16 protein-coding genes are annotated in these 13,191 nt (G+C 47.3%); 3 read left to right on the forward strand and 13 right to left on the reverse strand.

The window, feature by feature from the left end; translation table 11 throughout:
- Positions 1-155: 155 nt before the first annotated feature.
- From J2128_RS05670 to J2128_RS05680, 3 genes are all read left to right on the forward strand, one after another.
- Positions 156-1,145: a methanogenesis marker 2 protein gene (locus J2128_RS05670; RefSeq protein WP_209690118.1), complete on the forward strand. Its 990-nt coding sequence runs from the start codon at positions 156-158 to the stop codon at positions 1,143-1,145.
- An 18-nt stretch (positions 1,146-1,163) separates the two neighbouring features.
- Positions 1,164-1,907 carry a methanogenesis marker protein Mmp4/MtxX gene (mtxX, locus tag J2128_RS05675; RefSeq protein ID WP_209690119.1) on the forward strand — a complete coding sequence of 248 codons (744 nt, stop codon included), beginning with the start codon at positions 1,164-1,166 and terminating at the stop codon, positions 1,905-1,907.
- 192 nt (positions 1,908-2,099) lie between these two features.
- Positions 2,100-2,306, forward strand: coding sequence for a histone family protein (locus J2128_RS05680; RefSeq protein WP_209690120.1), 207 nt, complete (start codon positions 2,100-2,102; stop codon positions 2,304-2,306).
- A gap of 185 nt (positions 2,307-2,491) precedes the next feature.
- Here J2128_RS05680 and hisB read toward each other — a convergent pair whose 3' ends face one another.
- The 13 genes from hisB to J2128_RS05745 form a co-directional block, all read right to left on the reverse strand.
- Positions 2,492-3,064 carry an imidazoleglycerol-phosphate dehydratase HisB gene (gene hisB, locus J2128_RS05685; RefSeq protein WP_209690121.1) on the reverse strand — a complete coding sequence of 191 codons (573 nt, stop codon included), beginning with the start codon at positions 3,062-3,064 and terminating at the stop codon, positions 2,492-2,494.
- On the reverse strand, positions 3,061-3,771 hold the full coding sequence (gene hisA, locus J2128_RS05690; protein ID WP_209690122.1) for a 1-(5-phosphoribosyl)-5-[(5-phosphoribosylamino)methylideneamino]imidazole-4-carboxamide isomerase: 711 nt from the start codon (positions 3,769-3,771) through the stop codon (positions 3,061-3,063). The genes hisB and hisA overlap by 4 nt, the downstream gene beginning before the upstream one ends.
- Before the next feature lie 5 nt (positions 3,772-3,776).
- Positions 3,777-4,661, reverse strand: coding sequence for an ATP phosphoribosyltransferase (gene hisG / locus J2128_RS05695; RefSeq protein ID WP_209690123.1), 885 nt, complete (start codon positions 4,659-4,661; stop codon positions 3,777-3,779).
- A gap of 23 nt (positions 4,662-4,684) precedes the next feature.
- Complete coding sequence (locus J2128_RS05700; protein WP_209690124.1) at positions 4,685-5,893, reverse strand: methionine adenosyltransferase; 1,209 nt, start codon at positions 5,891-5,893, stop codon at positions 4,685-4,687.
- Positions 5,894-6,146: 253 nt separating this feature from the next.
- Positions 6,147-6,929 carry a diadenylate cyclase gene (locus J2128_RS05705; RefSeq protein ID WP_209690125.1) on the reverse strand — a complete coding sequence of 261 codons (783 nt, stop codon included), beginning with the start codon at positions 6,927-6,929 and terminating at the stop codon, positions 6,147-6,149.
- Between the two features lie 49 nt (positions 6,930-6,978).
- A complete protein-coding gene (sucD, locus tag J2128_RS05710; RefSeq protein ID WP_209690126.1) occupies positions 6,979-7,845 on the reverse strand; it encodes a succinate--CoA ligase subunit alpha in 867 nt (288 codons plus the stop codon).
- A complete protein-coding gene (locus J2128_RS05715) occupies positions 7,842-8,930 on the reverse strand; it encodes a succinate--CoA ligase subunit beta (protein WP_209690127.1) in 1,089 nt (362 codons plus the stop codon). The genes sucD and J2128_RS05715 overlap by 4 nt, the downstream gene beginning before the upstream one ends.
- 15 nt (positions 8,931-8,945) lie before the next feature.
- The gene (locus J2128_RS05720) at positions 8,946-9,470 is read right to left on the reverse strand and encodes a 2-oxoacid:acceptor oxidoreductase family protein (RefSeq protein WP_209690128.1); all 525 of its coding nucleotides are present in this window, start codon (positions 9,468-9,470) and stop codon (positions 8,946-8,948) included.
- A complete protein-coding gene (locus tag J2128_RS05725) occupies positions 9,467-10,225 on the reverse strand; it encodes a thiamine pyrophosphate-dependent enzyme (RefSeq protein ID WP_209690221.1) in 759 nt (252 codons plus the stop codon). The genes J2128_RS05720 and J2128_RS05725 overlap by 4 nt, the downstream gene beginning before the upstream one ends.
- A 35-nt stretch (positions 10,226-10,260) precedes the next feature.
- A complete protein-coding gene (locus tag J2128_RS05730) occupies positions 10,261-11,361 on the reverse strand; it encodes a 2-oxoacid:acceptor oxidoreductase subunit alpha (RefSeq protein WP_209690129.1) in 1,101 nt (366 codons plus the stop codon).
- The gene (locus J2128_RS05735) at positions 11,358-11,630 is read right to left on the reverse strand and encodes a ferredoxin family protein (RefSeq protein WP_209690130.1); all 273 of its coding nucleotides are present in this window, start codon (positions 11,628-11,630) and stop codon (positions 11,358-11,360) included. Before J2128_RS05735 ends, J2128_RS05730 begins: the two co-directional genes overlap by 4 nt.
- A 165-nt stretch (positions 11,631-11,795) precedes the next feature.
- Positions 11,796-12,338 (reverse strand): FumA C-terminus/TtdB family hydratase beta subunit, encoded by a 543-nt coding sequence (locus J2128_RS05740; protein WP_209690131.1) that lies wholly within the window; start codon positions 12,336-12,338, stop codon positions 11,796-11,798.
- Positions 12,335-13,162: a fumarate hydratase gene (locus J2128_RS05745; protein WP_209690132.1), complete on the reverse strand. Its 828-nt coding sequence runs from the start codon at positions 13,160-13,162 to the stop codon at positions 12,335-12,337. The genes J2128_RS05740 and J2128_RS05745 overlap by 4 nt, the downstream gene beginning before the upstream one ends.
- Between the last annotated feature and the right edge of the window lie 29 nt (positions 13,163-13,191).

Below are 13,191 nucleotides of genomic sequence, written 5' to 3' on the forward strand. Positions count from 1 at the left end.
CGCACCTGTTTAAACCCCTGAAATTACATATCCTAAACGCTAAAAGTTCTGGCTGATTTCAGAATATTTTTCAGGCCGGCCTCTTCCGGGACAAAAGCGTCCAGATTATATTTTAGTATATACAAAACCAAAAAAGTAGTTTAGTTGGTGTTATTGTGGAGGAAAACTGTTCCACAGAGTTGATTGCAAAAGCAGTCAGGGAATATGCAGGCGTTACCAGAAAGCACGCAATAGGTGAGATTATTCGCTGTCTCAGGCTTGATACAGATGATGTTTTAGTCTCGTTCGGGGAGGACGCCGCGCTTATCAAAAACAATGATGACGGAATACTTCTTGCCGCGGACGGCATATGGAGCATGCTTATGGAGGCAGACCCGTTCTGGGCCGGTTTCTGCTCGGTACTTGTAAACGTCCACGATATTGCGGCCATGGGAGGAAGGCCCCTTGCAATGGTGGACATACTCTCGGTCCACAGCGAAAAAATCTGCCACGAAGTCCTCCGCGGGATGTCGGACGCCTGCAGGAAATTCAACGTACCGATAGTAGGCGGCCATTTGCACCCCGATTCAGAGTTTTCCGCTGTAGACGTTGCTATAATGGGAATCGTAAAGACTGAGAACGCAATATTCTCCCACACTGCAAAACCCGGCGACAGGGTTATCGCAGCAATTGATCTTAAGGGGAGAGTTCATCCTTCGTGCGCACTTAACTGGGATTCCGCTACAATCAGAAGCGACGAAGAGGTCAGAAATCAGATAAAGGTAATGCAGAAGCTTGGAGAAAAGCACCTCCTGACAGCGGGAAAAGACATAAGCAACCCGGGAATTATAGGAACACTTGGGATGCTTCTTGAAACAAGCGAGGCAGGTGCCGAGATAGACCTTGGAAAAATACCTGTTCCAAACCTTTCTGAGATTGGAATTCCTTTTTCCCAGTGGGTCAGAATGTACCCGGGAATGGGTTTTATAGTAACAGCCGAAGAGAAGAACGTGCCTGAAGTCCTTGCAATGTTTGAGGGTGCAAATATGACTGCGTCAGACATAGGCTCTGTCAACAGCAGTGAAAATCTCACGATAAAATACAACAAAAAAGAGAGTTCTGTTTTTGATCTCACGAAAGAAGGCATAATGTGCCTTTTTGAATAATTTTTCCGGTGCTAAACAATGATTATCGGAATCGGCGCGGATAAGAACATACAGAAAATTCATGACAGCCTTGAAAAAATAAAAGGAAAGGCGGAATATGTTATTTTTTCGGCCTGCATGCCTGATAAAATATTTCCCGGAGTCTGTTACTCGGTCTCTCCAAACCCCTGTACAGACATAATAAAAGCCCTTTATTCCGGAAAAATCGATGCAGCTGTAAGGGGGACTCTTCCTGCAAACATCACGCTGAAAGCCCTGAAAGAGGCTTCTGGCGTATCCTCACTGAGAAGGGTAGCTTTTTTGCAGACAGCAAAAGGAACAAGGTTTCTGCTCGCACCTGTAGGCGTTGACGAAGGCTGGACTATTGAGGAAAAAATTGAGTTTATCAGGGCGTCAAGGCCGCTTGCAAAAAAAGCAGGGATAAATCCGAAGACCGCAGTCCTCTCAGGAGGACGGACAGGAGACCTTGGGCGCCACAAAATCGTCGACAGGACAATACATGACGCAGATACTGTTGCAGAACTCACGGGCTCGGACAACTGTGAGGTTATGATTGAGGACGCGGTAAAAGGACACGGCATAGTTATAGCGCCTGACGGAATATCCGGAAACCTCATTTTCCGCACGCTGTGCCTGCTCGGGGAGGGGGAGGCACATGGAGCACCGGTGGTAAATATCGGCAAAATATTCGTGGATACATCGCGCGCCGGCAGCGATTATTCCAATGCCGTTTTACTCGCTATTTCTCTGGCAAAAAACTAAAAACCAAGATATATTGATATTTTTAGAAAATATCTGATTTAATGGCGTTATTTTTTCAGAGACAAGCACCACTCCAAAATGACAAAAAAATGATATAATCAATTAGATATCTGTTTTGGAAGTAAAAAAGGGATTAAAATCCCAAAAAGTATTTATATTCACCGATATACTTTCATTTGAGGTGGAATTGAAATGGCAAATGATCTACCAATTGCAGCAGTCGTAAGGATTGCAAAGAAGAACGGTGCTGAGAGAGTAGGCAGCGATGCTGCTCAGGCAATAGTTGATGCAGCAGAGGACTACATTGCAAAACTCACAAAAGAGGCAAGCAAGTATGCACTCCATGCAGGCAGAAAGACAATCAAAAAGGAAGATGTTGACATGGCGGTTAACGCCTGAAATTTTCTTCTTTTGAAAAACTCTAAGTTAAAGCAATCTGTTTCTAAAATTTTAAAGCGGACACAAAGTCTGTAGCAGTCCGTTACGGGCTGTTTTGAAAAATATCCATTATAACAGCTAAAAGGCTAAATATTCCAAAACCCGGCCGGGATAATGCTATCAAAGGTTAAAAATGGTTTAAAATTTTATAGTGAGCCTTTTGTGCTTGGTATACCCTTACCCGGGTCTACATGTGAAGCCTTTGAAAGACAGACCCCGAAAGCCTTGAAGAGGGCCTCGCACATATGGTGGTCGTCTCTTCCTGAGAATGAAAGATGAGCGGTTATTTTTGCATTTAAACAAAGGCTGTAGAAAAAATGCTCTACGAGAGAGTTGGGAAAAGGAAGACCTCCCGAAAATTCTCCGTTCATCACAAGGTAAGGGCGACCGCCAAGGTCAAGCGTTGCAGTCGCAATCGCCTCGTCCATCGGGACGGAGGTATGATAAAACCTTTCTATGCCCTTTTTGTCACCGAGAGCACCGTCTATCGTCTGACCGAGCACAATCCCCACGTCCTCGACCGTGTGGTGCATATCAACTTCCAGATCCCCTCTGGCCTCTACCGTAAGGTCAAACCCTCCGTGCCTCCCCATTGCGTTGAGCATATGGTCCAGAAAAGGTATTTTCGTGTCGGAATTCACAATCCCCGAACCTTCGAGGAGGATGAACACACTTACGAAAGTTTCCTTTGTCTCTCTTGAAACCTCAAAACTTCTCATCTGCAGATCTCCAGTGCGTCTTCAAGGGATATCCTGCCACTGTAAAGGGCGGAACCCAGTATTATACCATCAACACCCATGCTTTTTAGTGTTGCTACATCAGAAGGCCCTGAGATGCCTCCTGCCGCTGTCACAGGGAGGTGAGTGTTCTCAATAAGCCTTCTTACAGGTCCTGCATCAATTCCGTTCTGAAGGCCCTCTACATCGACGTTCGTAAAAAGAAGAGAGCCTGCACCAAGACTTTCAAACTTTTCAGCCCACTCAATGTAATCCCCGGCAGGCTCCTCCCATCCCCTGACGACAACCTGACCTTTCTTTGCATCCACACCTGCAACAACTGAATCTTTTCCGAACATGTCTGAAACCGCGGTTATCGATTCAGGCTTCTCTATTGCAAGAGTCCCGAGAATAATCCTGTCGACACCTGTTTCAAGCCATGAAAAGGCGTCCCCAGTACTTCTTATGCCCCCGCCAAGCTGAACAAATACGCCAGTCTCTGAGATCAAATCTTTTATTAGCCCGGCGTTGACCCGGCTTTTCCCGAATGCACCGTCAAGATTTATCACGTGAAGTGCATCCGCACCCTTTGACAGCCATCTTTCTGCACACTCAAGAGGACTACCATAAACCGTTGCATTTTCACGCCTGCCCTGAACAAGCTGAACGCATTTGCCCCCGAGAATATCTACCGCAGGAAACACTTTCATGGTATTTACCTGATCATCCTTTCAATCGGCACAACAAGGATGTCCTTTGCGCCTGCACGCTTTAAAGTACTCACAAGCGAATACAGGTGGTCTTCTGAGACTACCGCATGTACTGCAACCATGCTTTTGTCTGAGACTACATCCATAACCGTCGGGCCGGAGAGACCCGGAAGTACAGCCCTTACGTCATCAAGATAACTGCGCTCAACATTCATCATGAGATAGCGCTGACCCCTTGCGTGGATAACGCTGTCGATTGCAAGGCAGAACTCGTCAATTTTTTCATGGAATTTTTTGCGTGAACCGGGATTTCCTATAAGAATTGTCGTTGAGTCCAGAATTTCATCTACAATTCTCAGGTTGTTTGTGGCAAGGGTTGTCCCTGAAGATGTCAGGTCGACGATTGCATCTGCAATACCCAGGTACGGAGCCGCCTCGCATGCACCGCCAACCGGGACAAGAACGACATCTACGCCAATTTCATCAAAGTATTTGCCACATATACCCGGAAACTCGGTTGCAACCTTCATACCCCCAAGCTGCTTTGACGATGTTATCCCGGAGTCTTCGGGGACTGCCAGGACAAGCCTTGCGTGACCTGATTTCAGGTCAAGTATCTCATCTACAACCGACCCCCTCTCAAGGACCATATCCCTTCCTGTTATGCCTATATCGGCAGCGCCGTTTGCAACATATTCCGGAATATCGGCAGGCCTTGCAAAAAGGACCTCTATATCAGGATCTGATGTCTTTGAGATAAGTCTGCGGGTTCTGCTGTTTTCAAGCTTCAGTCCCCCGGATTCAACCAGTTCGATGACAGGATCCGCAATTCTGCCCTTGTTTGGTATTGCAAGACGCAGAATACTCCTGTCTTTTGCATTTGGATTCATTATTAAAATAGTATATATGTTTTTTAGAAGGTCTTTAATTCACCGCGGATGACTTTCTCAGTAATTTCATTTATATTTTCAAGAGAATAGTCGATTATTGCGGAAATATCCTTCTCTATTCTGGCGCAGTCACCGTCATCTTCCGAAAGTATATACTGCGCACTTGCAACAAGCGGATAGTCTATCGGTTTTCCTATTTGCGAGAGCAGGCGGACATACAAGTCTTCTATTCCGTCAACCTCCTTTACGCATTTTTTAGCAATTTCCGTAGAAAGAAGGTTGTAAATCTTTCCGATATGATTTATCGGGTTCTTGCCGCTTGTGGCTTCCATGCTCATCGGGCGTTGCGGAGTGATAAGACCATTGCAGCGGTTTCCCCTGCCCACACTTCCGTCATCGCCCATCTCTGCAGACGTCCCGATGACTGTCAGAAACACGCTGTTCTGGTCAACCCTGTCACCAGTGTTTACGAATACGTTGACTTTTCTCTCTGTAGACTTCGAGGCGAAGTTTGCCACGTCCTCCTTTATGAACTCCACAGCCTCTGTGTATTCGCTCATATCAGAGCAGAAACGGTCGATCATAGGCACGCAGAGTGTAAGAGATATGGTGTCGTCCTGGCGGAGACCCATTATCTTTATGTCGGTTCCGATAACCGGGTTCTTTGGCCTGACGTCCCTGTCTATATGGTCGCTTACATTCAGAATTGTACTCTCAAGGTCGCTGAAAGGTGCATGCCCGATACCGAACGAGGTATCGTTTGCATGGGCCACCGTGTTGTTTCCGCATGCCTTGAAGACGTCACGCAGGTCTGATGAACCGACACCCATCCTGCAGTCGACAATAACATCGTGCTCCATGTTCATGAACTGAAGAGTCTCCTTTAGGTAATTCCGTGCAGCCTCTATTGCTATGGAGTCAGTAGGGATTGTGACTCCTTCATAGCTTTTTGTCGCCCTTCCGGTCAGAAGAACATATATAGGCCTTGTAATCTTCCCCCCCCCGAATTTAGGGATGGACTCTCCGGCTACAATCTCGCCCTGGTCAGTATTGTGGTGAAGGACTGCGTCGCATTCCTCAAGATATGCTTTTGAAAGGGCCCTTGACACGGACTCCGCAATTCCGTCAGCAAGACTGTCAGGATGACCGATACCCTTTCTTTCAACTATTTCAATACGCTGCTTTTCTATAGGTGTCTGAAGGATCCTCTCTACTCCGATATTTCTCTGCATATTATTGTTCATTCTCCAGGAAAATTTATTATTAGTAGTGTTATTTTATACCATAATAAATTACTAGTATGCACCTCCGGGAAAAACGGCCGTGAACTGATATACACCGAAAATTAATAACTCAAAATACTGTTTGGATAATTATCCTGACCGCGCAGAACTTTTTTGCCAGCAGTTTTTTCCGGACATAATTTATTTGGATACATAAAAATTACAGCTTTCCGGCAGGACAAACACGGGGGTTTCAGTAACCCTACCACCTTATCCTTAAATCAGAGCGGATTGTCTGCACGCACTTTCCACCATGAAATACTCTTACAACTCCACCGGACTCGGATACTGTGATGCCGATAACAGGAAGGTCAAGAGTTATCGCTGCCGCCGCAAGATGCCTTCCCCCCATGCCGCCCGGAAGGTTTATAGAGCCTGTATTTATATTCAGGTATCTTCCGGCCGCAACAATCTTTCCCTCATTGTCTACGACAAAAACGCCGTCAAGCTGCGAAAACTCTTTTATGCTCTCCCAGTTATGCTCATTTTTGATGTCGCAGTCATCCGGGTGCTGCCCTTTGTAGGGGTTTATTATCGCCTGGTGTGAATTTTTCATTATATCATCAGGATTTCCGATAATAAACGCCGTGCCTACCTTTCTTCCTTCCCTTCCCTCGACCGCTATATCAAGAGCAAGCCTCAGGACAGCCGATACCACATCGCGGTTTGCAATACCGTCATAGTCTTTTACGTTGATAAAACCCGGACCGTCCCTTATGTCGTAAATAAGTATTGCATAAGGGAAAACTCCGACGACCTGACCTTCTTCGTAGTTTTTGCACAGATATATCTGTACAGCCGCATCATTCAGGTGCTTCTCGGATATCTCAAGGATATCATGCATGGTAAGGTCCTTTAAAACATCAAGCTGAAGATCCTCAACCCAGAGCAAAGGTATATCGGACTTAAAAGAAAACGGCTTTATGAAGGATACTATAGCCTTCGCTCCTATACTCACTGCAATTTCAGATGCCTTCTGCATCATAAGTAGAGGTTGTGAAGATTCCACAGGAATAGAATTCTCACTTTTTTATTTAAAGCATTTCCTGTAGAAGTCCGGGGATATCAGAAGGTTTTCTTGCAACAGTCACACCCTGTGACTCAAGGCGCCGAATCTTTGATCCTGCATCGCCTTCCCCGCCTGCAACTATTGCACCGGCATGGCCCATTCTCTTCTCCGGGGGAGCTGAAATTCCGGCGATATAGGTGACAATCGGAAGATCGGTATACGATGCTCCTTCCTCCTCAAGGTTTCCGCCAACCTCGCCGATTAATACGACAGCCTCGGTCTGCGGGTCTTCCTCAAACCTTTCAAGAACATCAACGAAAGTCTGGCCGATTACAGGGTCTCCGCCTATTCCGACAATTGTACTCTGTCCGATTCCTGCCATTGTAAGCTCGTTTACAACTTCGTATGTAAGGGTTCCGCTTCTTGAGATGACACCAACGCTGCCGGGGACTGACAGGTTGACAGGCATAATTCCAAGCTTAATCTCTCCGGGCGAAAGCGTTCCCGGGCAGTTGGGACCAATCACCGTGCACCCTTCCAGGCGTGCATAGGAAATAGCTTTCATGGTGTCATGGACAGGAATATGCTCTGTAATTGCAACGACAAGGTCAAGACCGTTGTATGCGGCCTCCATAATAGAGTCGCCTGCACCACTTCCCGGGACAAAAAGAACGCTTGCCGATGCGTCGTGCTCTGCAAGAGCCTCTCTTACAGAGTCATATACAGGAACACCGTGAATTTCCTGACCTCCTTTTCCCGGAGTCACCCCTGCAACGACACCGAAACCACCTACGTCTTCTGCGTACTGGTTCATCAGGGATAAGTGAAAGGCTCCCTGTTTTCCGGTAGCGTTCTGTACAATCACTTTTGTGTTCTTGTCGCCGTATATCATTGCGATGCCTCCGATACTGCAAACTTTACGATTTCATCCATCGTATCAAGCATCATATACCCGTATTCCCCGAGGATTTTCCTGCCTTCCTCCTCATTTGTCCCTGCAAGCCGCACAGCAACCTTCTGGTCGACCCCGGCCTTTACTATGCCGCGGGCCACCTCATCGCACCTTGTAATCCCCCCGAGGAGGTTCACGATAATAATCTTTACACCGGGCATCTCCGAGACAAGCCTTACAGCGCTGCATACCCTGTCCTCTCCTGCCCCTCCGCCGACATCAAGGAAATTCGCGGCCTTCCCGCCATACAGGGAGATAAGGTCAAGAGTCGACATCGTAAGACCTGCACCGTTTCCTATGACGCCAATTGATCCGTCAAGCTCGACATATGAAAAGCCGTATTTTTCGGCACGCCTTTCTCTTTCGGTAAGGTCACGGTTGACCTCTATTCCCTGCCTGTACAGGGCGTTGTCATCGATTATAAGTTTGGCGTCTGCTGCATAAACGCCTCTTTTCGTAGTTACAAGAGGATTTATTTCTGCGAGAAGAGCGTCACTTTTGCAGTATACATGATAAAGGGCATTGATTACGGGGCCAAGCTCTTTCGGAACACCCTTAAGAAGCCTTCTCATCATAAAGGCAGGAATATCATGAAGTACAGGTGCAATCCATACCCTCTGTACCGCCTGCGGGTTTTCCTCTGCAGTCTGCTCGATATCAACTCCGCCAGTATCAGAAAAAAGAATCACAGGCTCTTTTCTTGCCCTGTCAATTGAGATGCTTACGTAATACTCCTTTTCTATAGGAAGTTTTTCCTCTACAAGGATTTTATCAACGGTTACACCCTTAATGTCTCTTGAAAAAAGAAGTCTGGCATTTTCTTTTGCGGATTTTACGTCAGAAACTATAATTCCCCCGGCTTTTCCACGTCCACCCACATCAACCTGGGCCTTTAAGACAACCTCATCACCAAGATTTTTGCATCTTTCGTCTATTTCACCGGGGCCGGATATTAAAAAGCCCTCCCCTACCGGTATTCCGTATTTTTTAAAAATATCCTTAGCCTCAAATTCCAAAAGTTTCAAATCGTTTCTCCTCCGTTAAACACCAAGTTCAAATCCCGCGTTCAAAGCCTTCATATTGAGCTGTTCGGTACCTTTGGGAACGCTGTCCATAACCGCCATCTCTATTGCCTCCCTGCTTACGACCCCCGTCGCGCTTACAAGAGAGCCGATCATAATAATATTTGCAACAATAACCCTTCCCGTAAGTCTTTTCGCCTCTTTAGTTGCAGGAACGGAAAGATTTCTGCATCCCGGATTTGAGAAGACAAGATCCGAATCATAGAGCATAAATGCATCATCCGATGCGCCTGAACCGTATTTTTCAAATCCCTGCTGGGACATTATCACAAAGATGTCAGGCTTTGACACCTCAGGATATAGAATTTCCTCGTCGTCGATAACTACAGCAGACATCGACGCACCTCCTCTTGCCTCGGGACCGTATACCTGTGTCTGCACAGCAAATTTCTTGTCGTATATTGCAGCAGCACGGCCCAGGATAACGGCAGAGAGAATTATACCCTGGCCACCAAAACCCGAGAACAGAATTTCATGCCTCATTCTTTGTATACCCCCATTGCCGGACGACCGCGTCTTACAAACTCCCCTACTGTAAACGTACCGTTTTCAGGGCATTCACCGTTTGCCTCAAGATCTTTTTTCCTTGAAAGAAGTATAGAGTGTGTCTTCATGTACTCTATCATCTCGACAGGGCTTTTTAGCTTGTTCCTGCGGCCAAATGACGTAGGGCACTGCGAAACTGCCTCGATAAACGAAAAACCCTGTGTCTCCATCCCGGTTTTGATAGCTTTTGTGAGCTGTTTTACATGATAGGTGGTCCACCTTGCAGAGTAGTTTGCCCCTGCCGCAACAGCAAGCTCTGCAAGGTCAAACACAGGTTCTCCAGCACCATACGGTGTTGTCGTTGATATCGCACCGACAGGTGTGCACGGACTTCCCTGCCCCCCGGTCATTCCGTATATCATATTGTTCATGCAGACGACAGTCATGTCAATATTTCTCCTGCATGAGTGGATGAAGTGATTTCCCCCGATTGCAGAAAGGTCCCCGTCTCCGGTGAAGACAACCACGTTAAACTTTGGTTTCGCCATTTTAACGCCCGTTGCAAAAGCAAGTGCACGCCCGTGAGTTGTATGAAGAGAATCGGTTGCAACATAACCCGACGAGCGTGAGGAACAGCCGATTCCGGATACGAATATTGTATTGTCTATATCCCACCCCATATCAGAGACCGCATTAAGGGTACAGTTCAGGACGGTCCCGTTCCCGCATCCTGTACAGAATATATGCGGCATCCTCTCCTGCCTGTACCATTCGTCAAAAGAAACTGTCACAGGTACTCCTCCATTGCCTCTGTAAGTTCTTTTGGTGTATGCATCTCGCCTCCAAGCTTGGGGAGGGATTTTACCGCAACATTCGTATGCCTTTCGACCTCCCGGGAGATCTGTCCGAGGTTCATCTCCGGGACTATGAATACGCGTGCGGATTTAAACTCAGAAAGCACCCTTTCAGGGAAAGGCCAGACCATACGAAGATTTATATGACCGATAACAAGGTCGCTCCTGTCCTTTATTACCTGGCGGACTGTCCTCGTCGCAGGCCCGTAGGTAAGAAAAACAATCCCGGCACCGGGATTTACCAAGTCATAATCCGCAATCTCATATCTTTTCGATTCAATCTTTTCGGACAGTCTTTTTACCAGAGAAGACTGCGTTTCGTGGCTTGTTGTCTCAGGGTAGCCCTTCGTGTTATGGGTAAGGCCGGTTACATGGACCCTGTGCCCTTCGCCGAACACAGGGAAGCCGGGCACGAGATCTGAATCGGGCTCAAAGGGAAGTCTTCCTTTTTCAGCAGGCTTTCTGCTGAATGTTTCAACAGAATCCGGGATTATGATTCTTTCCCTCATGTGGCCTATAGTCTCATCAGACATCAGAAAAACAGGGCAACGGAATCTTTCGGCAAGATTGAAGGCCTTTACCGTGAGTTCAAACATCTCCTGAACAGTTGAAGGAGTCAGGGCAATTATGCTGTAGTCCCCGTGAGAGCCGAAACGGCACTGCATCATGTCACCCTGCGCAGACATTGTAGGCTGACCGGTCGAGGGTCCTCCTCTCTGGATATCAACGATAACGCATGGCGTCTCAGTCATAACAGCATAACCGAGATTCTCCATCATAAGGGAAAATCCCGGGCCGCTTGTTGCGGTCATAGCCTTTGCTCCTGTCCATGACGCACCTATAACAGAGGAGATGCTTGCAAGCTCATCCTCCATCTGTATAAATGTCCTCCCAAGCTTTGGCATCATTTTCGCCATGTGCTCGGCTATCTCGGTTGACGGAGTTATCGGGTATCCGCCGTAAAACGTGCACCCGGCAGCAAGCGCACCTTCGGCACACGCGATATTTCCCTGCATAAATTCAATTCTGCTCAAAACTCGATCACCACATCCATTGGTTCACAGGGCTTCTCTTCAACCCACCTGATGGCCTGGTCCGGGCAAATCAGCTGGCACACTCCGCACAGGCGCCTGTCATATAATTTCTGCAGTCTGCAGTTAGTACATCTGCCGGGTCTGTCAAGACTTGGAACAATTATTCCTTTCTTATTCAGTTTGCTGCCCTCCTGAAATATTTTATAGGGGCAGACAAGCGTACACAAATTGCATCCTTTGCAGCGACTTTCATCAATAACTAGTTTCATGACTTTGACCCGTTCTGATATTCTGACAATATTATTGCGCAACAATGCTACTAAATACATTCTTTATGACCATAACGCCCAAGACCGGGGTAACAGGAGACGTAAAAAACATAATTTTTTTCGTATAAAATTTGTTTTTTGCTGTTTTCGTTTAAGAAGAATGATTTATTCATTATTAATCATTTTAAACCGGTCGGCCGCCCTTCTCCGCACATCACTGTAGATATCACCGCCCCGCGAGTCCATCCCTACAGTCAGGGGAAGCCGGTCCATATCAATTACCCATACCGCCTCAGCCATTCCGAGGTCTTCAAAAAAAACTCCCTTAAGCTTCATGCGTGACGCTGCAAGAGCAGCACACCCACCTGTATACGCCAGGTAAACACCTTTCCCGAAAAGCGCCCCAAGGACATTTTCTCCCATGCCGCCCTTGCCTATAAAAGCGCGTACACCCTCGTTGAGAAGAAAACCGCAGATATTATTGAGTCTTGCAGAGGTCGTGGGACCTGCCGCAACAATTCTTGAACCCTTTATGACAGGACCGCAGTGATACACTGCCGCACCCTTTGGATCAAAAGGGACTCCGTCCTTTATCATCCTCAGGTGAGCCTCGTCCCTTGCGGTAAAAATTGTCCCGGAAAGATGAACCCTGTCTCCTGCCCTCAGGCTTAAAACCTCATCTCCAAGAGGCGTATTAAGTTCGGTCATAACAGCCCCTCCGTGTCAACTTCAACCGTAGCCCTGCGGTTTACCCAGCACTGAACGTTTACGGCAACGGGAAGGGATGCAGTATGGCAGTAGCCTTTTTTCACCTTGACTGCAATGCAGGTGAAGTCACCTCCAAGACCCATAGGACCAATTCCAAGGCTGTTTACCGCATCACACAGCTCCTGTTCATATTCATCCATACTGTCGACAGGCTCCAAAAGCGCCTCCTTTGCCAGTGCCGCGACACCATCGAAAGTGCTTCCTATACCAACACCGAGGACTACCGGGGGGCAGGGTCTTCCCCCTGCAACGAGCATTGTTTCGACAACAAAACTCTTTATCTTCTCAGTTTCGGACGGCAGAAGCATTGAAAGTCTTGACATGTTCTCGCTTCCCCCGCCTTTAGGCACGGCGGTTATTGTAAACTTCTCACCTGGCCTTATATGAACGGCAGGGGTCATCTCTCCGGTATTATCGCCTGAATTCCGCCTTGTAAGCGGGTCAACGGCGTTCGGCCTTAACGGTATGTCTTTTGTAGCCTCCCTGAGCCCGTCGTTTATACCTTCATAGATATCAGCCGAAAGCGGAATTTTCGGCGGCAGTGTCACAAAGAATATGTGCAGACCAGTATCCTGGCAGATAGGGACACTCAGGCTGTCAGCCTGCCTGAGATTCTCAAGTATATTTTCGTATTCAGCCTTCGCCACATCTGCTGTCTCTTTTGATATCGTTTTTTCAAGCGCCCGCAGAAAATCGGGAGGCAGGTGAATTTCAGCCTCCCTGACAGCTTTTTCCGCGGCCTGCGCCACTCTTTCCCTAAGCATCTGCACCAACCGGGTTCTAATGATTTTAT

The sequence above is a fragment of the Methanomicrobium sp. W14 genome (genome assembly GCF_017875315.1).
Classification (GTDB): domain Archaea; phylum Halobacteriota; class Methanomicrobia; order Methanomicrobiales; family Methanomicrobiaceae; genus Methanomicrobium.